This is a genomic window from Pseudomonas sp. PDM22 (genome assembly GCF_014851965.1).
Lineage (GTDB): Bacteria > Pseudomonadota > Gammaproteobacteria > Pseudomonadales > Pseudomonadaceae > Pseudomonas.
Genome location: NZ_JACVAR010000004.1, coordinates 115,422 through 138,430, shown reverse-complemented (window position 1 = coordinate 138,430; position 23,009 = coordinate 115,422). Strand labels below are relative to the sequence as shown.

Annotated in this window: 17 protein-coding genes; 3 read left to right on the top strand and 14 right to left on the bottom strand. The window is 65.7% G+C overall.

The genetic code is table 11. The features are described from left to right. Nucleotides 1-48: 48 nt before the first annotated feature. The 3 genes from IB255_RS15655 to aguA all read left to right on the top strand — a co-directional run bounded on the left by IB255_RS15655 (nt 49) and on the right by aguA (nt 3,191). On the top strand, nt 49-1,110 hold the full coding sequence (locus tag IB255_RS15655) for a polyamine ABC transporter substrate-binding protein (protein WP_081515236.1): 1,062 nt from the start codon (nt 49-51) through the stop codon (nt 1,108-1,110). A gap of 55 nt (nt 1,111-1,165) precedes the next feature. Then, nucleotides 1,166-1,807, top strand: a complete 642-nt coding sequence (locus tag IB255_RS15650) for a TetR/AcrR family transcriptional regulator (protein ID WP_081515235.1) — start codon at nt 1,166-1,168, stop codon at nt 1,805-1,807. Between the two features lie 274 nt (nt 1,808-2,081). Further along, complete coding sequence (gene aguA / locus IB255_RS15645) at nt 2,082-3,191, top strand: agmatine deiminase (protein WP_081515234.1); 1,110 nt, start codon at nt 2,082-2,084, stop codon at nt 3,189-3,191. A gap of 181 nt (nt 3,192-3,372) precedes the next feature. Here the strand turns inward: aguA and IB255_RS15640 are convergent, their stop codons facing one another. The 14 genes from IB255_RS15640 to IB255_RS15575 all read right to left on the bottom strand — a co-directional run bounded on the left by IB255_RS15640 (nt 3,373) and on the right by IB255_RS15575 (nt 23,007). Further along, complete coding sequence (locus IB255_RS15640) at nt 3,373-4,749, bottom strand: OprD family porin (RefSeq protein ID WP_081515233.1); 1,377 nt, start codon at nt 4,747-4,749, stop codon at nt 3,373-3,375. A 527-nt stretch (nt 4,750-5,276) separates the two neighbouring features. After that, nucleotides 5,277-6,638 (bottom strand): OprD family porin, encoded by a 1,362-nt coding sequence (locus IB255_RS15635; RefSeq protein WP_081515232.1) that lies wholly within the window; start codon nt 6,636-6,638, stop codon nt 5,277-5,279. An 846-nt stretch (nt 6,639-7,484) separates the two neighbouring features. After that, nucleotides 7,485-8,606, bottom strand: a complete 1,122-nt coding sequence (locus tag IB255_RS15630) for a polysaccharide biosynthesis/export family protein (protein WP_081515231.1) — start codon at nt 8,604-8,606, stop codon at nt 7,485-7,487. Between the two features lie 31 nt (nt 8,607-8,637). Continuing rightward, complete coding sequence (locus tag IB255_RS15625) at nt 8,638-10,038, bottom strand: undecaprenyl-phosphate glucose phosphotransferase (RefSeq protein ID WP_081515230.1); 1,401 nt, start codon at nt 10,036-10,038, stop codon at nt 8,638-8,640. Between the two features lie 102 nt (nt 10,039-10,140). After that, nucleotides 10,141-11,016, bottom strand: coding sequence for a glucose-1-phosphate thymidylyltransferase RfbA (gene rfbA / locus IB255_RS15620; RefSeq protein ID WP_081515229.1), 876 nt, complete (start codon nt 11,014-11,016; stop codon nt 10,141-10,143). Continuing rightward, on the bottom strand, nt 11,013-12,131 hold the full coding sequence (locus IB255_RS15615; RefSeq protein WP_081515228.1) for a glycosyltransferase family 4 protein: 1,119 nt from the start codon (nt 12,129-12,131) through the stop codon (nt 11,013-11,015). The genes rfbA and IB255_RS15615 overlap by 4 nt, the downstream gene beginning before the upstream one ends. A gap of 20 nt (nt 12,132-12,151) precedes the next feature. Then, nucleotides 12,152-14,767: a GH39 family glycosyl hydrolase gene (locus tag IB255_RS15610; protein ID WP_081515227.1), complete on the bottom strand. Its 2,616-nt coding sequence runs from the start codon at nt 14,765-14,767 to the stop codon at nt 12,152-12,154. Then, nucleotides 14,736-15,968: a glycosyltransferase family 4 protein gene (locus tag IB255_RS15605; protein WP_081515226.1), complete on the bottom strand. Its 1,233-nt coding sequence runs from the start codon at nt 15,966-15,968 to the stop codon at nt 14,736-14,738. Before IB255_RS15605 ends, IB255_RS15610 begins: the two co-directional genes overlap by 32 nt. Beyond that, on the bottom strand, nt 15,965-16,963 hold the full coding sequence (locus IB255_RS15600; RefSeq protein ID WP_081515225.1) for a glycosyltransferase: 999 nt from the start codon (nt 16,961-16,963) through the stop codon (nt 15,965-15,967). Before IB255_RS15600 ends, IB255_RS15605 begins: the two co-directional genes overlap by 4 nt. A 44-nt stretch (nt 16,964-17,007) precedes the next feature. Beyond that, a complete protein-coding gene (gene rfaH / locus IB255_RS15595) occupies nt 17,008-17,535 on the bottom strand; it encodes a transcription/translation regulatory transformer protein RfaH (RefSeq protein ID WP_081515224.1) in 528 nt (175 codons plus the stop codon). Beyond that, nucleotides 17,532-18,281: a WbqC family protein gene (locus IB255_RS15590; protein ID WP_081515223.1), complete on the bottom strand. Its 750-nt coding sequence runs from the start codon at nt 18,279-18,281 to the stop codon at nt 17,532-17,534. The genes rfaH and IB255_RS15590 overlap by 4 nt, the downstream gene beginning before the upstream one ends. Nucleotides 18,282-18,309: 28 nt before the next feature. Beyond that, nucleotides 18,310-20,523, bottom strand: coding sequence for a polysaccharide biosynthesis tyrosine autokinase (locus tag IB255_RS15585; RefSeq protein WP_151188693.1), 2,214 nt, complete (start codon nt 20,521-20,523; stop codon nt 18,310-18,312). A 31-nt stretch (nt 20,524-20,554) separates the two neighbouring features. Beyond that, complete coding sequence (locus tag IB255_RS15580; protein WP_192210552.1) at nt 20,555-21,484, bottom strand: glycosyltransferase family 2 protein; 930 nt, start codon at nt 21,482-21,484, stop codon at nt 20,555-20,557. A gap of 2 nt (nt 21,485-21,486) precedes the next feature. Next, nucleotides 21,487-23,007 carry a lipopolysaccharide biosynthesis protein gene (locus IB255_RS15575; protein ID WP_192210551.1) on the bottom strand — a complete coding sequence of 507 codons (1,521 nt, stop codon included), beginning with the start codon at nt 23,005-23,007 and terminating at the stop codon, nt 21,487-21,489. Between the last annotated feature and the right edge of the window lie 2 nt (nt 23,008-23,009).

Sequence of the window (23,009 nt, the reverse complement as noted above, 5' to 3'; positions counted from 1 at the left end):
ATGAATGCCGCATCCGCTGATTACGTGGTTCATTCAGGGAGATCGCCAATGCCACGCCTGTACGCCTTGATTCTGATGCTGTTGTGCCCGCTGTCCGCCTGGGCCGACCAGGTCATCCGCGTCTACAACTGGAACGACTACATCGCCCCCGAAGTGCTCAAGGACTTCGAGAAGGACACCGGCATCCGGGTCGAGTACACGACCTACAGCACCGCCGAAGAGGTCAAGAAGGCCCTGGAGAGCGGCGAGAAATTCGACGTCGCGGTGCCCTCGCACAACGACCTGCCGGCGCTGATCCGCGACAAGCGCATCCAGGCGCTGGACTTCAGCAAGCTGCCCAACCGCAGCCACCTCGACACCCAGCTGCTGAGCAAGCTGGCCGCCGTCGACCCCAACAACCAGCACGCCGTGCCCTACCTGTGGGGCGCCGTGGGCCTGGCGATCAACGAACCCGAAGCGGAGAAGGCCTACGGCGGCAAGCTGCCCGACAGCTGGAGCATCCTGTTCGACCCGCAGCAGAGCCAGCGCCTGAAGGCCTGCGGCATGAGCCTGCTGGACGCGCCGGATGAAGCCTTCTCGGTGCTGATGAACTACCAGGGCCGCAACTTTGCCCGCAGTGCGCCGTCACAGATTCGCCGTGCCGGCGAGGTACTCGCGCAGCTGCGCCCGAACCTGCGCTACATCGACAGCGAGCGCTACATCCAGGACCTCAACGCCGGCAAGCTGTGCGTCGCCATGGCCTGGGTCGGCGACGCCCTGGGCGCGGCCAACGCCGGCCAGCCGGTGCGCTTCGTGGTGCCGCAGGAAGGCTCGGTGCTGTTCATCGACAACCTGGTGATCCCCAGCGCATCCGAGCACCCGGACCTGGCGCTCAAGTTCATCGACTACCTGATGCAGCCCAAGGTCGCCGCACAGATCACTGCCGCCACCCTCTACCCCAACGGCAACAAGGACTCCGCGCAGTTCCTCGACGCCGCCCTGCGCGACCAGCCGGGTCTGTACCCGGACCAGGAGACCAAGCGTCGCCTGTTCGCCCTGGAAACCGCGCCGGAGAAGACTGCCCCGGTGATCACCGACGTCTGGGCCAAGCTGCGCGACGGCGGCAGCTGACTTGCCGAGCACCCCGGAGCTGGCGTCCAATAGCCGCCCAGCTCCGGAGGTCGTCATGCCCGCACCCTCTCCCACTCGCAAGCCCCGCGCCAGCAGCCAGGCACGCATCGCCGTGATCCTCGAGGCTGCCCGCGCCCTGCTGGCCGAGAGTGGCGCGGCGGGGCTGTCGATCTACGCGGTAGCCGAGCGCGCGGACATCCCGCCCTCCTCCGTCTACCACTTCTTCCCCAGCGTGCCGGCCCTGCTGCAAGGGCTGACCAGCGACGTCCACGCCGCCTTCCGAGCCTGCCTGGAACAGCCCGTCGACCACGCCGCCCTGCGCGACTGGCGCGACCTCGCACGACTGGTCGAGCAGCGCACCCTGGCCGTTTACGCCGAAGACGCCGCTGCGCGCCAGCTGATCCTCGCCAGCCACGGCCTCGCCGAAGTCACCCAGGCCGACAGCCAGCACGACGTGCAACTCGGCCAGGCCATGCGCGAACTGTTCGAACGCCACTTCGAGCTGCCGCCGCTACCGCAGGACATCGAGGTCTTCAGCCTGGCCATCGAGCTGGGCGACCGCGTCTACGCCCTCTCCGTGCAGCGCCACGGGCAGATCACCGGGCGCCTGGCCGAAGAAGGCATGCGGGTGATCGATGCCTACCTGTCGCTGTACCTGCCACCCTGCCTGCCGAAGCGGCCCTCGCCGCTGAAATAATCGATTTTTATCCGATAAAAATCTGGACAAACGGCCGAAATATTCCTTAACAGCTCTTCATAAACCGATTTTTATCGGATATAAATTCTCCCACCCTGGGAGAGTCCTGACGCGAGGCAGTGACTGGCGGCCTATACTGGACCGCTCTTGCGGCGCTACCGGCGACAATCTCCCGAATGACACAACCCCCTCCGCAGGATGGGCGGAGCGCAGCGATACCCCTCGATGGCTATCGGCTCGCCCCTTCCACGAAGCACTGACCAAGGACCGCCCCATGACCACGCTGACCAGCACTCCCCGCGCCGATGGCTTCCGCATGCCGGCGGAATGGGAACCCCAGACCCAGACCTGGATGGTCTGGCCCGAGCGTCCGGACAACTGGCGCCTGGGCGGCAAGCCCGCGCAGGCCGCGTTCAGCGCCGTAGCCCGCGCCATCGCCCGCTTCGAGCCGGTGACCATCGGCGTCTCCGCCGGCCAGTACGAGAACGCCCGCGCCCAGCTGGCCGACGCGGCCAACATCCGCGTGGTGGAAATCAGCAACGACGACGCCTGGGTACGCGACACCGGCCCGACCTTCGTCACCAACGACCAGGGCGACGTACGCGGCGTGGACTGGACCTTCAACGCCTGGGGCGGCCTGGAAGGCGGCCTGTACTTCCCCTGGCACCGCGACGACCAGGTGGCGAGCAAGATCCTCGGCATCGAGCGCTGCGACGGCTACCGCACCGAAGGCTTCGTGCTGGAGGGCGGCTCGATCCACGTGGACGGCGAAGGCACCCTGATCACCACCGAGGAATGCCTGCTCAACCACAACCGCAACTCGCACATGAGCCGCGAAGAGATCGAGGCCGTGCTGCGCGAGCACCTGGCCATCGATACCGTGATCTGGCTGCCGGACGGCCTGTTCAACGACGAGACCGACGGCCACGTCGACAACTTCTGCTGCTACGTGCGCCCCGGCGAAGTGCTGCTGGCCTGGACCGAAGACCAGAACGACCCGAACTACGAGCGCTGCCAGGCCGCCATGCGCGTGCTGGAATCTGCCCGTGACGCCAAGGGCCGCCAACTGACCGTGCACAAGATCATCATCCCCGGCCCGATCCACGCGACCGAAGCCGAGTGCGAAGGTATCGACCTGGTAATCGGCACCCAGCCACGCGATCCGTCGATCCGCCTGGCCGGCTCCTACGTCAACTTCCTGATCGTCAACGGCGGCATCATCGCCCCGCGCTTCGACGACCCGGCGGACGCCGAGGCCGAGGCCACCCTGAAGCGCATCTTCCCCGAGCACGAGATCGTCATGGTGCCGGGCCGCGAGATCCTCCTGGGCGGCGGCAATATCCACTGCATCACCCAGCAGCAACCGGCGCCGCAGAAGCGCTGATCCGCTGCAGACAGAAAGGCCGTCGCTCCCACCGGAACGACGGCCTTTTTCATTGCCCGAAACCTGCAGGAACGGGCCGCGCCCGTGACCGCGGACAAAGTCCGCGCCTCCCTGATACCTGCGGCCCGTGGGCCCTGCTCACGGATCGCGGGCGTGGCCCGCTCCTACAGAAGTCGCAGCGTTACAGCAGCGGAATGCTGTAGCTGACGATCAGGCGGTTCTCATCCTGGTCACGCTGGCTGGCGGAGCCCGGCGTGCTGGCCGCCGGCAAGCCGCTGCGCAGCGAAGCGTTCTTCCAGGCCACGCCCAGGTTCTTCAGCGGGCCGTCCTGGATGGTGTAGCCCAGACTGATATCGCGCTCCCACTCGGTCTGCTTGCCGTAAGCGGTGTCGATACTGTCGCCACGCAGGTAGACGGTCTGGAAGTTCAGGCCGGGTACACCCAGGGCGGCGAAATCATAGCCGTAGCGCGCCAGCCAGGTCCGCTCGCCGGCATGCTGGAACTTGCCGATCTGCGAATCGGTGATGAGGTAGGACGAAGCACCATCGCCGTCGTTGATGAACGGGAAGTCGCTGTCGCCGGAGAGGCTCTGGTGCCCGATACCGAAGCTGTGGCCCTGCAGGTTGTAGGTGAACAGGCCGCTGAAGGCCTGGTTGTCCACCTCGCCACGGGTCACACCGCTACCGTAGTAGCCGGTGGTGGAATAAAACGGATCATGGCTGCCGTTCTTGCCGTCGCTGCTGCTGTGGAAGTAGCGCAGGTCGCTCTTCAGTGTGCCGACACCGACATCCCAGTTGTGCTGCAGGCCGAGGAAGTGCTGCTTGTAGAAATCCTTCAGGTTGCCGTAGTAGTACTGGACGGTGGTGTCTTCGTTGATCCGGTAGTCCGCGCCGCCGTAGTAGAACTTGTTGCTGTACTGGGCGAATTGCGACTTGCCACCGGCGTTCGCCCCGGCAATCGACAGCCCCTGGTCGGAGTTGCTCGAGTTACGACCTTTCATGTGCTCCAGCTGGCCGGCAACGAAGGTCAGGTCCTTGAACTCGCTGGATGTAACCTGCCCACCGCTGAAGGTCTGGGGCAACAGGCGACCGTCGTTGTAGGTCACCACCGGCAGCTTGGGCTGCAGGGTGCCATAGCGCAGTTCGGTCTGCGAAACCTTGGCCTTGGCGGTCAGCCCCAGGCTGGCGAAGTCATCCACCGCACGACCATCGCTGTCGGTGGGGAAGACGATGCCGCCCAGGTTGCTGCTGTCCGGGTTGTACTGCTTGCCCTTGCCGCTATCGAGCTTCACGCCCAGCAGACCGAGCGCATCGACACCGAAACCCACCGTGCCCTGGGTGAAGCCTGAGGCGTAGTTGAGCAGGAAGCCCTGCCCCCACTCCTCCTGCTTGCTCGGCGCGGCGGAGCCGTTGCGGTTGTCCTGATTGATGTAGAAGTTGCGCAGGCCGAGGCTGGCCTTGCTGTCTTCGATGAAGCCATCGGCCAAAGCGGCCTGGGCGATACCCGTGGCGGCAATCGCCGCGGCCAGAGTCGAAAGCTTGAGTGTGCGGTAATGCATTACGGTTCCCCATCACATCTTCGTGAGCGCGCCATCGGCAACGGGCGCAGTGCCCGGCGCGATGACGGCAGTCCTGATCACGACGGTGGGGAGAGGACGGAAAACGACGCCAGCCCGGGAGTCCGGATAGGCGGTCTGCGCCGCCTTGCCGCTCCGCTGATGGCCCACCGCACTGCATCATCGAAGCACGCGCCGGGCAGCATCCGCTGCGTCGCCCCATCACCGGAGGGCGTGCTCAACGCCTTTCCCCGGGTCCGCGCGACCGTCGCCACGATAAGAGAAGGTCCGTCGGCACGAAGGAAATAGCCGCCAGGGGCGGCACCTGTTGCACGATCCTTGACCAGGCTCACGTCGGAAAAATCAGCGGCTCATACGTCGCGATTGAAATGAAGGAGAAACATCCGAAGCCGGGTCGCCGAACACCGATTGGGGCAAGGTTTTTTCACCGGCCGCAGGCCGCGCCGGCCACCCACGAAAAAGCCGCCGCCTCTGACGAGGACGGCGGCTCTTGTTCAGCCCGCGGAAGGTTACAGCAGCGGGATGGTGTAGCTGACGATCAGGCGGTTCTCGTCCTGGTCACGCTGGGCAGGCGAGCCTGCGGTAGTACCGGCCGGCAGGCCGCTGCGCAGCGCAGCGTTCTTCCAGGTGAAGCCCAGGCCCTTGAAGGTGCCATCCGGGATCACGTAGGCCAGGGAGATATCACGCTCCCACTCGCTCTTGTCGCCGTACTTGGTGTCGATGTTGTCGCCGTGCAGGTACAGGGTCTGGAAGGTCAGGCCCGGCAGGCCGGCCTGGGCGAAGTCGTAGCCGTAACGGACCTGCCAGGTGCGCTCGCCGGCGCGCAGGAACTTGCCGATCTGCACGTCGGTGATCAGGTAGGCAGTGGCGCCGTCGCCGTTGTTGATGAACGGGAAGTCGCTGTCGCCGCTGAGCTGCTGGTAGCCGGCGCCGAAGCTGTGGCCGCTGACGGTGTAGGTGAACAAGCCGCTCCAGGCGCGGTTGTCGACTTCACCCTTGGTCACGCCGTTGCCGTAGTAACCGCTGGTGTAGAAGTTCTTGTCGTGGCCGTTCTTGCCGTCATCGCTGCTGTGGAAGTAGCGCAGGTCGCTCTTGAGCACGCCCGGGCCGATTGCCCAGTTGTGCTGCAGGCCGAGGAAGTGCTGTTTGTAGAAGTCCTGCAGGTTGCCGTAGTAGTACTGCAGCGTCAGGTCCTTGGTCAGCTTGTAGTCGGCGCCGCCGTAGTAGAACTTGTTGACGAACTCGCCGGTGCGCGCGTTGTTGGCGCCGGCGATGGACAGCCCCTCGTTGTTGCTGGAGCTGCGGCCCTTCATGTGCTCCAGCTGACCGCCGAGCAGGGTCAGGTCCTTGAACTCGTTCGAGGTGACCTGGCCACCCTCGAAGGTCTGCGGCAGCAGGCGACCGTCGTTGTAGGTCACGACCGGCAGCTTGGGCAGCAGGGTGCCGTACTGCAGCACGGTGCTGGAAACCTTCACCTTGCCGGTGGCGCCCAGGTGGGAGAAATCGTCGACCGCGCGACCGTCACCATCGGTGGGGAAGACAGTACCGGAAAAACTCGAGCTGGTCGGGTTGTAATGTGTGCCCTTGCCGCTGTCCAGGCGCACGCCCAGCAGGCCCAGGGCGTCGACGCCGAAGCCCACGGTGCCTTCGGTGAAGCCGGAGGTGTAGTTGAGCAGGAAGCCCTGGCCCCACTCTTCCTGCTTGCTCGGCTCGGCGGTGCCGTTGCGGTTGTCGGTGTTGATGTAGAAGTTGCGCAGGGTCAGGTTGGCCTTGCTGTCTTCGATGAACCCACCGGCGACGGCGGATTGGGCGAGGCCTGCGGCAGCGATGGCGAGCGCGAGGCTCGATTGCGTGAGAGTGCGGCGTTTCATTGGAATTTCCCCATTTTATTGATCTTGGAAAGCAGGCCATTCAAGGCGACCACTGGCTTCAGCGGAGCCCGACCGAACGGCAAGCAGCGGCCATGGCGTGTCAGGCACGCTCGGCATGCGGTAATTCGGCGGTGTTCGGCGCTCCCCTATGCGGGGATCGAGCGCAGGCAAGCAGGCGGGAGGGCAGCAGAAGAATGGAATGGCATGGATCGGATCTCGTGTCTTGTTGTTGTGGCAATGCGCGGGGCATGCGTCAGTGGCTAGGCAATCCCCAGGCCAACCGGCCTTACCTGCCTGACACGCCCGCCATTTCCGACACTCGGAACGATCTGCAAGCAAATTCCTTCAGAAAAATCAGCGGAAAACCGCCACGAGCCCCCTTCATCCTGGCGGATAACCGCCATTCCCCTTTCGCTGTCACGGCAACGCTGGGGGCCACGATAAAAGAAGCTCTATAAATCAAAAAAGAATTAATTATTACTATGTAATTTCTTTTGGGAATATATGGTAGCACGCCGACTGGCCGTCGCCGCCTCCCTGAGGAGGTACCCAGTTCGTGTGAAATGGCTGATCAATAGGAAGCGGCGTAAGGATCAGGCCCGAGTTGCTGAAGGCCAGGCAAAAAAAAACCCGCCGGCGCTGCAACGCGGGCGGGTTCGGGACCCTGTGCTAGGGGAAGGTCCCAAAGGAGAGCGGCGGAGTGGAGCCCGCCTAGGAGTGGTGCGTCCCTGCACACGATGGCGGCGATGATGGCCACCACACGGTGCGGAGTCGATTCCAGCGATCCGCCCGCAGCGGTAGGAAATTTCCCAACGCCGCGGGCATTGCCGGAGAGTGCGGTCGCGATCAGTTGCCGCCGACGGCGGCGCTGGTGCCGATGAAGTTGGCCGATGGCAGCAGTTGGCTGATGAAGCGGTTCCAGCGGGTGATGTTGGCCGGGCCGATGAACACCACGTCCTGCGGCTGCATGGCGAATTCCTTGGCCAGGGCGTAGGCGGTCGGGCGCTTGGCTTCCAGGTGGAAGACCTGCGCCTGGAAGGTCCCCGGCGCGGTGCCGGCGACCGGTTCCGGGTTGCCACGGATCACGTAGACCGAGTCGCCGTCGGAGGTTTCCGGGGCCAGGCCGCCGGCGTTGCCGAGCACTTCCAGCAGGGACAGACCGGTGGTGCGATAGGTGACCACCTGCGGACGTTCCACTTCACCGACCACGTAGACTTTCTTGCGGTCGTTGTAGGGCAGGTGGATCTGGTCGCCGTTCTTCAGGTAGATGCCGGTCAGGGTCGAACCGGAACGGTTCAAGGCGTCGACGTCGAGCACGTACTCGCGGCCATCACGCTTGAGGACCAGGCCGGACAAGTCCGCTTCACCGGTGACCACCCCCGCCTTGCTGACTGCCTGCACCAGGGTGGTCGGCGTGTTGTTCAGCTCGACCTGCCCGCCGTTCTGGAAGGCCCCGGAAAGCACCACGTGCTGGCTGGCATAGCGCAACACGGTGACGTCCACCTGCGGGTCGACGATGCCCTTGTTCGCCAGCCGCCGGGCCAGGCTCGTGCGCAACTGCGCCGGGGTCTGCCCTTGCGCGCGCACCACGCCGGCATAGGGGAAGAAGATGTTGCCGTCGGCGCCGACCACGCGACCGTTGGCTTCCATCTGCTGGGTGGAGCCGGGGCTGGTCAGCTCCGGGTGGTCCCAGACGGTGACCAGCAGCACATCGCCGCCGCCGATCACGTAGTCCTCCTGCGGCGGGCGGTAGTTCAGCAATTCTGCGGGCACACCGGGTTTTGCGGCGAACGCGGCCTCCTGGCGTTGCAGCACCTGGGGCGTGATGGGCACGAGGGTGATGTTCATCCCCTCTTTCTGTGCCTCGCGTTGGATATCGGAATCCGTCATGTGCTGACCGGGGGAGAACACGCAGCCTTGTAGCGCCAGACTGCCGACTACAAAGCTGAAAGCGAGCAGGTTTTTCATGGCAATCCTTCCTTGAAGCTTGTGTGGAAACTCAATAGGCATTGCGGTGTACGAAACCCTTGAACAGGGTCAGCAAGACGATCTTCAGGTCCCACCAGACGGACCAGTTCTCGATGTAGTCCAGATCGAACTCGATGCGCTTCTGCATCTTCTCCAGGGTGTCTGTTTCGCCACGCCAGCCGTTCACCTGGGCCCAGCCGGTAATGCCTGGCTTGACCTTGTGACGCAGCATGTAACGGCTGACCTGACGCCGGTATTGCTCGTTGTGCGCCACGGCGTGGGGGCGTGGGCCGACCACGGACATGTCGCCGAGCAAGACGTTGAAGAACTGTGGCAATTCATCCAGCGAGGTGCGCCGCAGGAAGGCGCCCAGCGGGGTGATGCGGCAATCGTTGCGCGAGGCCTGGGTGACGGCGGCGCCGTCCTCCATGACCGTCATGCTGCGGAACTTCCAGACGCGGATGGGCCGACCGTCCATGCCGTAGCGGGTCTGGCGGAACAGCACCGGGCCGCGCGAAGTGAGCTTCACGGCCACCGCGATGAACAGCATGGGCACGGCGATCAGCAGCAGGATCAGCGAGGCCAGCACCACGTCCTCGATGCGCTTGAGCACGGCGTTGGGGCCGTCCATGGGCGTGTCGAAGATGCTGATGGTGGCCAGCCCGTTGATGCTCTCGCTGCGCGCGTGCAGCAGGTCGAACATGAACAGGTCGGGGATCAGGTAGACCGACACCGTGGTGTCGGAGAGCTCGCGGATCAGCTCGTTGAGCAGCGGCTCGCGCGACAGCGGCAGGGTCAGGTAGACCTTGTCGATCTGCCCCGAGCGGGCGGCCTCGATCAGCGCCAGGCGATCGCCTTTTACCGGTACCCGTTCGCCCAGCTCCATCTGCTGCGGGCGGTCGTCGTAGAAGCCGACCAGGCGCAGGCCCATCCAGGGCGCGGCGAGGATGGTCTCGGCCAGTCGCGCGCCGACTTCGCCAGTGCCGTAGATGGCCACGTTGCGACTGTTGAAGCCGTGGCGGCGGGCGACGCGCAGCAGCATGCGGATCGCCAGCCGGTAGCCGCCCATGATCAGCAGCGCCGCGGCGAACCAGCCCAGGCGCCGGGGTTCTTCCAGCTCCACGTGGCGCAGCGAGATGTCCAGCAGCAGCACGGCGAAGAACGCCAGCGACCAGTACAGGGTGACGCTCAGCGACTCCCGCAGCAGCGACTCGCCACGCCAGGAGCCGTAGAGCTGGTTCAGCTCGCCGAGCCAATGGAACAGCATCACGCAGAGCAGCACCGAGACCCAGATCTGTGCATCCAGCACGCCATTGCCAGCACCGAGCAGCACGACCCCGGTGAGCACGATCACCAGGATGTCGCTCAGGCGGTGCGCCAGCGAGATGAGTGACTGGTGCGCACGCAGAATTCCTTTCGTCTTGTTGGGCATGATGACCTCACGACTGCCGGCGTCGCTCCTGGCGCCGCTGCATCGCAGTCCGTTATCGGGCGCAGTGCCGGCGAGCCCTCCACGGGCTCGCCGGGTGCGGGTTCACTGTCGCTTGTCCAGCAGCAGTTGCTGCAGGTAGCGGCCATAGCCGGTCTTGCTCAGGCGCTCGGCCTGCAGGGCCAGCCGGCTCTCACTGAGCCAGCCCTGCTGGAAGGCGATTTCCTCCAGGCAGGCGACCTTCAATCCCTGGCGTTCCTCGATGGTCTGCACGAAATGACCTGCCTCCATCAGCGATTCGTGGGTGCCGGTGTCCAGCCAGGCGAACCCGCGACCCAGCAGGCTGACGTGCAGTTCACCCAGCTCCAGGTAGAGGTTGTTGATGTCGGTGATTTCCAGCTCGCCACGGGCCGAAGGGCGTATCTGGCGAGCCATCTCCACCACCCGGTTGTCGTAGAAATACAGGCCGGTGACGGCGTAGTTAGAGCGCGGCATGCGGGGCTTTTCCTCGATGGAAAGCACGCGGCCCGCGGCGTCGAACTCGACCACGCCGAAGCGTGCCGGGTCCGCCACCTGGTAGCCGAACACGGTGGCGCCCCGAGTACGCGCGGCTGCCTCGCGCAGGGTTTCGGTGAAGCCCTGGCCGTAGAAGATGTTGTCGCCCAACACCAGGCACACCGAGTCATCGCCGATGAATGACGCACCGATCAGGAAGGCCTGCGCCAGCCCGTCCGGCGAGGGCTGCACGGCGTACTGCAGGCGCACGCCGAATTGCTCGCCGTCACCCAGCAGGGCGCGGAAGTTCGGCAGGTCGGTGGGCGTGCAGATCAACAGGATGTCGTCGATGCCGGCGAGCATCAGCACCGATAGCGGGTAGTACACCATCGGCTTGTCGTAGATCGGCAGCAATTGCTTGGACACACCCAGGGTAATGGGGTGCAGGCGGGTGCCGGAGCCACCGGCGAGGATGATGCCCTTCATGATCTGCCTCCTTGCTTGGCGATCTGTTTGGCGTCGAAGCGCGCCGGGTAGTCCGAGCGCTCGGTCAGAAAGGAGTCGATCAGGCTGGAAAGCCGCAGCGCGGAAATGTCCCAGGAGTAGCGCAGGACGTTCTCCTGCCCCAGGCGGCGCAGGTCGGCACGCAGCTTGTGGTCGAGCAGCACGCGGCGCAGGGCGGCGGCAATGCCAGGCGGATCGAGGGGGTCGAAGTACAGCACCGAGTTGCCCAGCACTTCAGGGATCGAGGCACTGCTGGCCGCCACCACCGGGCAGCCGCAGGCCTGCGCCTCCAGCGGCGGAATGCCGAAACCTTCGTACAGCGACGGGAAGGCAAAGACGGCGGCGTTGCGGTATTGCTCGATCAGCTGATCGTCATCCAGCCGGCCCAGCCAGCGCACCCGGTCGCCCTGCCCGCTCTGCTGCAGTTGCGCATCGACGAAGCTGCGGTTGGCGGCGCCCACGATGCGCAGTTCCACGTCCAGCTCGCCGAGCAGGCGGAATGCTTCGATCAGCCGGGAGAAGTTCTTGTGCGACGCCGGCGAGGACACCGCCAGGACATAGGGGCGTTCGAGCAGGGTCGGCTCGAGGCCGGTGCAGAACTCGGCGGACACCGCATTGGCGATCACATGGATGCCCTTGGGATCGAGGCCATAGTGCGAGGCGATCTCCTGGCGGGAGAACTCGCTGACCGTGACCTGCGCCAGCGAGCGACGCAGCATCAGCGGGATCATCAGGCGGTACAGCGCGCGGAACTTCCAGGAGAAGCTTTCCGGGTGGCGCACGTAGGTGATGTCGTGGTGCGTGACGACCTGCTTCGAATAGGCCAGCGGCGCCGTGCTGCACAGCGAAACCAGCAGCGGCCGGCCGTGACGGGACAGCCACAGCGGCAGGTCGATCTGTTCCCAGAGGTGCCCGTCGCGACGGCCGATCTGCTCGACATTCAGCTGGCTGGCGATTTCCCGGCGGAGGATTTCGCCGGGCGGCGCGACGAAATGGAGGTCGCTGCGCAGCCGCGCCAGCGACAGCGAAATCTGTTCGGCGAAGCGCTGCACACCACTGACCTGCTGGGTGAGGAAGCGCGCGTTGATCACGATCATGAAGGTTCTCCGCGATGGAGTCAGCGCAACGACAGTTGCGGGGCCGACGCGCTGCGCACCAGGGTGGGCGAGGCGTCGATGCGGATGCTGGCCTGGCAGTCGCCGCCCCCAGCGGGGCACTGCCAGGGCACCGGCCGGCCCTCGCGGCGGGCGATCCCTTCGACGGCGTCCAGGCGCCAGAGGGTGTCGCTGCTGCCGGGCTTGCTGGTGATGTTCAGGGTCTGCTCATGGCCCAGGGTCCAGGCCACCAGGATTTCCTCGCTGGCCTTGGCGAAGCGCAGCAGGTAGACGTTCGGGTCCTCATTCGGCACGCGGCCGACGAAGCGGTAGCGACCGATGATGTCGGCAATGCTGGCCATCGCGTGGTACGCCGGCTTGGGCTGCCCGCCGGCGGTGAGCAGGCCGAAGTTGTGCTCCATGTCCGTGCGATCGATGCCGTCGTCCACCAGGTCGTACCACCAGGCGCCTTTCACGTTCGGCAGGCTGCGCACCAGCACGTAGGCGCGGGCCAGGTAGGCGGCCTGGCGCTCGCGGCTGATGCCGCAATCGCCTTCGTGGGCCGGCCAGCTGAACTCGGTGAAGTACAGTGGGACTGGTTTGCCGGCGGCGTTTTCCAGCTTCTGGTTGACGCCCTGGAACCAGTTCAGCCAGGCCTCGGGAGTGGACATCTCGCGCTCGCAGTACACCGAGGGATGCAGCGAGATACCGTCGACGACATCCAGTACGCCGCCACCGGCGATGCGCTCGGCGAAGCCCTGGCGGATGCCCTTGAGGGTGACGGCTCCGGCGAGCACCTTGGCTTGCGGGTCTTCCTCGCGGATCACCTTGGCGGCCGCGCGCACCAGGGTCAGGTAGTCGTCGCTGAAGTCCTTGTCGGTGGCGTTTTCCGAGTCCCACTCGTTCCACACTTCGTAGAAGGCGACCTGCCCCTTGAACGCGCGCACCACGTAGCGCACGTAACGCAGGTAGCCCTCGCGGGAGGCGTCGTCGCGCGGCTTGGCGTTGCCGTAGAACTGGTTCTCGTTGCCCAGGATCAGCAGCGTGTCTATCCCTAAGCTACGGGTGCTGCGCAGCTGTGCGCGCCAGGCGGCGTCGATGGACAGCACGCCGCGCTCGCGCTCGACACTGGACCAGTAGGCATCGTCGCGGAACGACAGGATGCCGGCCTCGCGGGCCAGGCGATTGATGCCGTCGCGATTGCCCGCGCGGATGTTCTGGTGGGTGCTGGCGCCGACGATGAATTCCGCCGCGCCGAGGTTTTCCACGGGCGCTTCCTTGGCCAGGCTGCTGGGCGATTGCAGCAGGCCGCCGATCAGCAGCGCGCAGGCCAGCAGGCTGAGCATGCCGCCCTGCAGGCGCAGGGTGCGCGGCGTCGGTTGTGGTGCGGTCTCGCCCGGCAGGCGCAGGGCGCGGCCGATGGCCAGGCCGAGGAACAGGCTGGGGATCGGCGACTCGAGCACGTCGCTGGTCCAGGCGATGAGCAGGATGCAGTAGGCGATGCCAAGCAGCGCGCGGGCTTCGCGGCCGGGCTGGCGTTGCAGGCGCATCAGCATCGGCACCGCCAGCAGGTACAGGGCGACGCCGGCCACGCCGAACAGGCACCAGAGGTAGAGCAGCGAATTGTCCGCCACCGCCAGTTGCTCGACGCCGAAGATCGGGAAGGCCGCATAGGCGCTACCGGTCATGCCCAGCCCGGCGCCGGTATAGATCCAGCCGTTGTAGTCCATCACCTTGATCAGGTTCGGCCAGGTGTTGACCAGACGATCGACCATCGAGCCCATCAGGTTGTCGCCGGTGGCGGTGGCCAGGTAGGGGTCGACATGGCCGTACAGACCGTACAGCGGCAGCGCCAGCGCGCCGAGCACCACCAGCAGCGTGGCCAGCAGGAACAGCAGGCGCTGGCGGCTGATGCTCATCACCAGCAGGGCGAAGAAGAAGGCACCGGCGGAGGACTTGTTGGTGGTCAGCACGATACCGACCAGCGCTATCAGGTAGATCAGTCCACGCACCGGCAGCGTCAGGCGGAAAGAGCCCAGGTACAGGCTGAACACCGCCAGCATCATCGCCAGGCTCGAGGACATCCGCGAGAAGCCGGCGATGCGATCCAGGCCATAGGCGCTCCAGGATCGGTTGCCGCTGATCTCGACGCCGCCCATGGAGTAGGTGTAACCCTTCCACGGCACGTTGATGGCGAGGTCCAGGGCGATGCCCAGCAGAGAAGCGATCAGGCAGAAGAAGATGATCCAGCCAACGGCCTTGCGGTGCATCTCCAGGTACTGGCCACAGAGCAGGCCGAACAGCAGCGGCGCGTAGATGAAGACGGAGAAGAAGCCGCTCTGGAACTCGGCGCCGTGCAGCCGGCCGAGCAGCAGCGAAGCCGCCGCGAGGATCAGCAGCAGCCACAGCCCGCGCTGTTGCGGACGGGTGAACAGTTCCCAGCCCACCGCGACGATGCAGGCCACCTTGGGCAGGTAGACGATGGCCGACAGGCCGGCCTGGTCGGTGTAGAAGCGCAGTGCGCCGTTGAAGGTCTCCACCAGCAGCAAGGCCACCAGTACCCCGAGCGCCAGCAAGGAGCGGTCGAAGGTCACGCGGCGGTCGACCTCAAAGCGTGGATACGGGGATTGCAGTTCCATGCTGGACTCCGCGGGTAAGCAGGGTGTGGCGCAGGATGGCTTCGTATTCGTCGAGCATCCGTTCCACGCTGAGCATCGGTGCCACGACTTCACGGGCGCGCGAGGCCAGGCGCTGGCGCAGCGCCGGGTCACGCAGCAGGCGCTCGATGGCGTCGCCCAGCGAATCGCTGTGGTCGGGCGAGCAAAGCAGGCCGTTGATTTCGTCCAGGACGATTTCCGTCAGGCCGCCCATCCGCGAGGCGATCACCGGCAGGTGATGGGCGCAGGCTTCCAGCGCCACCAGGCCGAAGGATTCCGGGGACAGGCTGGGCACCACGGCGACATCGATCTCGCTGAAGAACTCGGCCGCCTTGCGGTAGCCGACGAAGTGCACGCGCTGGGGATCGGCGAGGGACTTCAGTTGGTTCACGTAGGCGCCGTCGCCCCGTCCTGCGATCAGCAGCGAGGCATCGTCAGCGCGTGCCTGGAACTGCTCGATCAGCCACTCCACGCCCTTGTTCGGGGTCAGCGCGCCGATGAAACCGAAGCGCAGCGGGCGACGCCCGCTTGCCGGCGGTGCGACGGGCACCTCCGCCATCGGCGAGCCGTTGTAGACCACATGGCTCTGGCTGCCGGCGAAATACCCGGCATCGAGCAGCGCATTGAGCTGGTAGCGACTGACGCCGACCACCGCATCGACGCCGCTGGAAGCCGATGCGTGGGAGCGCCGCAGCAGCGCACAGGATGCGCACTGCCGCTCGCAGTGGCGGCCCTTGTGGAAGCGCACGCCGCGCGGGCAGGTCAGGTACTGGTCGTGAAGGACCTGTACGAGCGGCAGGCCGGCGTCGCGGATCGCATCCCAGGCGGAGATCGACCAGCCCGACAGGTTGTGGCAGACCACCGCGTCCGGCTCGATCTCTTCCAGCATCTTCGCCAGCACACCGCGCATGCCGCGGTTGTAGCGGTCCAGCCCGTGCCAGGCGAGGCGCTTCAACGGGCCGTAGCTGTTCCCGTCGAACGGCCAGTAGAGATTGCGCAGGCCGGCGCGCAGCACCGTTACACCGTTCAGCGTCTCGCGCTGCAGGCCCGCGTCCGGCCCGGTGCAAAGCACCTGCACGTCGTGGCCACGGCCGCGCAGGCCCTCGGCCATGTGCTGCAGCATGACTTCCGCCCCGCCACCGATGTGCGGGGCGTAGAGGGTGTTGAGCAGCAGCACTCTCATAGCGGGTAGGCCCGGTTCATGCCGAGGCTGCCGGCCTCGCCGTCGCGGATCGCCTGCAGCAGCAGGGCCAGGCGGCTGGCGCGGCCGTGGCGGCGGGCAAAGAAGTGCAGCAGGCGGATGAACACCCAGCGGTTGAAGCGGTACATCAGCGGCGAGGTGACCCACAGGTTCTTGTCGAACCAGGCCTGGTTGCGCGCGGCGTAGTAGGCGCGCAGGTCGGAGCTGCCGAGCAGGTAGGTCTCGTAGATATTGGCGGTGCGCTGCTTGATGTTCCAGGAATGCTCCAGGTCATCCAGGCCGGCCTCGGGCACCAGGTAGAGGTGGCCGCCCAGTGCGCCGATGCGGAAGGTGTACTCGGTGTCGTCGGCGTAGAGCACCAGGTCGCGGCGCGGCAGGCCGATGCGGCGGAACAGGTCGGCATGCCCGAGCAGGCCGCCGTAGTAGGCGAACGGCAGCTCCAGCAGCGGCTGCGCCGGGCGCGGTTTCGGCTTGCCCCAGGGCGTGCGTCGCCACAGCTTGTAGGGCAGCTGGCGGACGTGGAAGCCGAAGTAGCTGGAGCGCGGCGGCGCGATGAAACGGGTCGGCACGCCGGAGGCGACGTCAGCCTGGTGGGTCGGACGGAAGCCCAGCACGGCGGTGTTGTCGGTGCCATGGCGCAGCGCGCAGTCGATCAGGCGCTGCTTGAGCAAGGGGAAAGAGCCCGGCGTCGGCGCGTTGTCGTCATCCATCAGCCAGATGAAATCGCAGCCGGTCTTCAGCGCGGCCTCGATGCCCACGGCATAGCCGTTGGCCGAGCCGGTGTTGCTGTCCAGTTCGATCACCTGCACGCGATTGGGCCAGAGCATGAACAGCTGGTCCAGCTCCGCCACCGAGGCATTGCTCACGACGATGGCGCGGGTGATGTCCTTTTCGCGGAAGGCGCGCGCCAGCAGTTCCTGCAGGTAGTCCAGGCGATCGCCATAGGTCAGCGTCACCAGCACGGTCGATCCATTCATCTCGCCACTCCTCCTTGTACCTGGCCTTGTCTGGGGTGTGCGCCTCAGGCGCGCCAGCCGTCGTTGCCGCTCAGCGCCGAGAGCTGGCTGAGCGGGACCCGGATGCGTTGTTCGCGTTGCAGCAGGTTGAGCAGGATCAGCGCGCGTTCGGTGCCGTCGTCACAGAGGAAGATGGCCTCCACTTCGCAGTCGCCGGAGCACTTCAGGCGCACTACCTGGCCTTCGTGGAAGCCACTGGAGGGCCGCTCGGGCATCGCCGCCAGGCGCTCGCGGATGCCTTCCACCAGATCGTCTGCCACCGCCAGCGGCTGTGCGCCGAAGCTGACGATGCGCGCCACGCCACGGGTGGAGCGGATCGGGAACCAGTTGTCGTGCTGCTGATCGAGGCGGATGAACAGGTAGCCGGGGAACAGCGGCTGCGGCCGGCTGCCCTGCTTCACCAGCGGGCGATAGCAGGAGAAGCCCTGGCGGCCGAGGTTCTCTTCGGCGCGCAATTCCTGGTGCGGTTTGGTCTGGATCAGGTACCAGCGATACTGCGCGGCTTGCAGGCCAAGGCTGACTGCGGAATTCATGATTCGTACTCCCCAAGAAGGTCCGACGAGGGAGCGGGTCGCTCCAGGGTGTAGCGGCCTAGCAACCGCTGCATCTCGTCCGGCGGGTTGAACATCAGCACGTCGATGATCGACAGGCTGGGGACGAAATCCGGGCTGAACTGGGGGTAGCTCAGCTCGTCCATGCGCAGGAACTGCAGCTCCAGGCCATGGGCCTGGAACACGTCGGGCGAGTACAGGTGGCGGCCGCCCTCCGGGTTCAGGTAGATGTCGCCGCCGCTCTGCTTCACCGCCTCGATCAGGCGCTGGTCACGGCCGATGTCCTCGGCCAGCTCCAGCTCCGAGGCCCGCACCATTGGTGTGTCGATGCCGATGTAATGGCAGATGCGGCGGATCGAGTGCTCGGCGAAGTGCGACAGGTTGCGTTCGGGGTGCTCGAGGATTTCCTCCAGCAGCGGCATCACCTGCTCGTAGCACGGCGCGCGGTGATAGGCATGGCGAATGGTGTGCAGCAGCCGCCGGTTGCTCAGCTGCATCTGCTCGCTCAGCCTGCGCTCGTTGATCGCCTGGGTCTGCGAGCCCTGCTCCAGGGGAAAGCTGAACTGCCAGATCTTCCCGCCGACCAGCAGGCGATTGCGGTTGATCCACCCACGCCGGGTGTACTGCAGGCTGTCGCCGAGAATGAACAGGCCGCTCGCGGCGATCAGCTGGAAGTACCCCAGGTAGGGGAACAAGTACGGCTGCATGAGGCTGACGATATGGACCATGGCTGCATCCTTTCCCTAGTTTCCCTTTTCAGTCCTTGGCGTCGTAGCGGTAGGCGTAGGCGCCGTAGTCGTACGCCGCCGTCGAGGCCTTGCGTTTCACACCGTTGAGGATGGCGCCCTGCAGGTGGATGCCGCTCTGCCCCAGACGCCGCCGCGCCGTGTCGATCTCGCTCGCCGGGCTCTGGCCGAAACGCGTCACCAGCAGGCAGATGCCACACAGCCGGCCGACCAGCGCGGCGTCGGTCACCGCCAGCACCGGCGGGGTGTCGACTATCACCAGGTCGTACATCGACGAGGCATCGCGCAGCAGCTGGGCGAAGTTGTCGTGCATCAGCAGTTCGGACGGGTTGGGTGCGGCAAATCCACAGGAGATGAAGTCCAGCTCCGGCACCTCGGTGGGGAGGATCACTTCGCTCAGCGGACGGTGCGAACTCAGCGCGTCGGACAGGCCGTGGCGCGGGGTCAGGCCGAACACCCGGTGCAGGTAGCCCTTGCGCATGTCGGCATCGATCAGCAGGGTGCGCAGGCCCGATTGCGCAACGATGGCCGCCAGGTTGCTGGAGACGAACGACTTGCCGGCGCCCGGCGCCGGGCTGGTGAGCATCACCACGTTGTTGCGCGCTTCGAGCAGGGCGAAGTGCAGGTTGGTGCGCAGGCTGCGGATCGCCTCGTTGGCCAGGTCGCCGGGGGCGGATGCGGCAAGCAGCTTGGGCGTGTGGCCGAGGATGTCGCTCTTGCGCTCTTTCTCCAGGCGTTCCTGCTGCCGCGAGTACGGAACCGCGGCGAGCACGGAGAGGCCCAGCTGTTCGATCGCCTCGGGATTCTCCACGCCACGGTAGAAGGCCTGGCGCAGGAACAGGATGCCCAGGGCGACGCAGAAGCCGAGCAAGGTCGCGAGCAGCACGATGACCTTGCGCATGGGCTTGGCCGGTTGCTCGACGTTGGCCTGGGCGGTGTCGATCACGCGCACGTTGCCGATGGTGCCGGCGCGGATGATGTCCTGCTCCTGGGCCTTGTTCAGCAGGCTGGTGTAGGTCTGCCGGGTGACCTGCATGTCACGGGACAGGCGCAGCAGTTCCTGCTGGGTGGCCGGCAGGGTCTGGATGCGCTTCTGCAGTTGCGCCTTGCGGTCTTCCAGGCTGCCCATCTGCTTGTTCAGCGCCTGGTACAGCGGGTGCGTCGGGGTATAGAGGCGGTCGTATTCGGCGCGCTTGAGGCGGAGTTCGGAGAGCTGGTTGTCGATGCCCACCACCTGGTCCAGCACTCCGCGGGTCTCGACGCTGATGTCGGCGGACTTGGCGGTGGTCTGGTAGGCGTTGTAGGCGTTTTCGGCGCGCTCCAGGTCCAGGCGCACCACCGGCAGCTGCGAGCGCAGGAACTGCAGGCGCTGGGAAGCTTCGGCGGAGCTGCGTTCGACGTTCTGTAGCACGTAGAGGTGGCTGATCTTGTCGAGGATGCGGTCAGCCTGCAGCGGGCTCGGATCTTCCAGGGTCATGTAGATGATCCCCGAGTCCTTGCCGGCCTCGACCACCTTGAGCAGCTTCTGGTAGTTCAGGGTGGTGGTCAGCAGGCGGTTCTTCGCCACGATGAATTCGGTGCCGGGGCGCGCCACCAGTTCGTCCACCTCGATGCTGAAGCCCTTCTCCAGCACGGGCTTCTTCAGCTCGCCGCGCAGGATCAGCTGGTCGTCGGCATTGAGCAGGTGGTAGGCGTCGCCGCCATCGGCCACCAGGGTCAGCGGCTCGCCCAGGTACTCCTCCGGCACATCGAGGGAGAACACCTTGATCTGCTCGCCACCCCAGCCATAGGAGCCCATGCCCAGCCAGGGCGCCGACAGGGCCTCACCGGCTTCGGGCTGGTAGCGCCGCGCCAGGTAGTCACCGATCAGTGGCAGGTGCTTGGGCTTGGCGATGATGTCCAGCTTGAGCAGCTCGACCGCCTTGCCGAGCACCGCGCGGGACTTCAGCAACTCGATCTCGGTGGCGGCGATGGACACGGAGTCGGGGCGGTTGATCACCTCCGGCGTGCCGTTCAGGCCGTTCTTCTTCTGCTCGATCTGGATCATCGCGCCGGAGACATAGATCGGCGTGGCAATCACCGCATAGAAGAGCCCGAGCACGGCGAACAGGCCGGTGACGGCGAGGATCATCTTCTTGTGATCGAACAGCAGGCGCAGCAGGCCGGCGACATCGATGCGGGTGTCCTGGAGCGTTTCCAGGGACGAGCGGGGCATGACACTCATGGACTTCCATCCTCCATTGAGGTGGCGCGGCTCAGCGCGCCGAAATCGGGTTCAGCCGCTTGAGCAGGTTGGCGCCGTGGTTGCCGATCAGCAGCAGGAAGGCCTGCACCTTGCGCATGGGCGAGACGGCGGCCATGGACATCCGGCAGACCTGCATCAGGAAGTACTCGTTGAGCTCCTGATTGCCCAGGCGCTGGTAGTAGCGCGACAGGCAGTAGTAGGTGTGCAGGGTCATCTGCTGCTGCACGCGATCGGCCTGCATGGAGAAGATCCCGCCCTGGTGCACCCGGTAGGCCGCCGGGCGGATTTCCTCGATGAAACGGCCCTTGCCGAAGGCGCCCAGCAGCGACCACCAGCACAGGTCGACCATGCGCGTGGTGCGCAGCTCCTCGGGCATCTCGGTGAGGACATTGCGGAAGCAGGTGGTGAGGGTGGAGATCGGCCGGGCCTTCTGCAGGTCCAGGCGGCTGGCGTCGCGGCGGTACTTGCCGGTGAGCTGCCGGGGCTTGATCACGCCTTCCTCGTTGTAGGTGTAAGCATCGTGGTAGGTGATCACGTAGTCCGGGTTCTTCTCCAGGAAGTCGACTTGGATCTGCAGCTTGCGCGGGTCGGTCCAGAAGTCGTCGCCCTCGCAGTAGGCGATGTAGCGGCCCCGGCATTTGCGGAACACCGGCAGGCCATGGGAGACGCCCTTGGAGTACTGGTTTTCCTTGTGGAAGATCGGCTTGATGATGTGCGGGTAGCGCGCGGCATAGTCGGCGATCAGCTCGCTGGTGCCGTCGTTGGAAGCGTCGTCATTGACCAGCACTTCAAAACGGAAGTCGGTGACCTGCTCGAGGAAGCTGTCCAGCGTGCGGCCGATGTAGTTCACCTGGTTGTAGGCCAGGCAGACGATGCTCAGAAGAGGCTTGGGGTCTTCCGGCCAGTTGGAGAGGATCTGCAGCTCGGAGCGGATATCCATGTCTAGACACTCGGCTTGTGGGACGGTTTGAACAGGCGCAGCAAAGCCGGGGCAGAGCCCGCGCCCACGAGGAACAGGGTGATCAGGCCGCACACGGCCAGTGCCGCCAGCAGCCACAGGCGCTCGCCGGAGCGGGCCAGCAGCGCGTAGAAGGGCTCGCTGAGCAAAAGGCCGGCGGCGCTGAGCGCGGCGATCTGCAGGGTGTCGCGCAGCCACGGGCCATGCAGGCCGGGAGCGAAGGCCTGGTGGACGATCGCCGGCCAGATCAGGAACGACACCAGGCGCAGGCCGAACCAGCACAGCGCCACGCCGAGCACGCCGTAGAGGTAGGCGCTGGCGATCACCAGCGGCACGGTCACCAGGGTGGAGATGACCGTGTACCAGACGTGCATGCGCAGCAGGCCATGGGCGTACTGCAGGTAGAACTGGAAGCTGGCCACCGCCAGCAGGCCTGAGCCGAGTACGTACCAGGCCAGGATCGGCCGGCACCAACTGGCGGCCACGGCATCGCCGCTCCAGGCCAGAACCAGGTCATGACCATGAGCGGCGATCACCGCGACCATCGGGAACAGCAGCACACAGACGAAGCGGTTCGCCTTCAGATAGAGCTGCTGCATGTCTTCGTGGCGTTGTTCGGCGACCAGCACGGTCATGCGCGGCAGCAGCGACTGCGCCAGCGGATTGACCAGTGTGAGAACGCCGCCGGAAATCAGCGCCACCAGGGAGAAGTAACCGTACTGCTCAAGCGGCAGCAGGTTCGACAGCAGGACCTTGTCCAGCTGGGTGAGCACGATCCACAGGCAGGAGGTGAAGGACATGCCCAGGGCAAAGGGCAGCACCGGGCGCACCGTGTCCCAGCAGAAGCGGGTCAGCAGGCGCACGTCCATCCACAGGTAGGCCTTGCTGCCCAGCAGTAGCGCCTCGATCAGCGACACCGCGACCTGGAACTGAAAGAACACCAGCGGGTCCTGGCTGACCTGCGCCACCAGCAACAGGCCGCCGAAGTAGCGCAGGGTGGTGATGAACACGTTCACCGCATTGATGTAGCCGTGCAGCTCCTGCCCCTGCAGCGCGCTGCGGTACAGGGTGGCGTACAGCCGCAGGGCCACCAGCAGGCCCATCAGGCTGATGCACTGCGCCACCAGCTCGGGCGAGAGTTGCTGCACCTTGAGCCACTGCCCGGCGACCCAGTGGCTGCCGCCCCAGACCGCCAGGCTGCTGAGCACGGTCAGCGGCAGCAGGATCAGCTCGAAGGAGCGCAGCAGGCGGGCCTGCTCCTGGCCCTCGCCGCTGAGCCCACGGCCGTGGGCCACCTGGCGCACCAGCGCCGGCGACAGGCCCATGTCGAGCAACAGCAGCCAGCTCTGCAACACCGCGAAGAAGCCGATCAGGCCGTAGGCCTCGGCCCCGAGATGGCCGAGGTAGAACGGCTGGATCAGGATGCCGATGACGATGGCGTACGCCTGCCCTGCGTAATTGATCAGGGTGTTGCGGACCATCGACAGCGAGCGTGCGGTGCGCATGA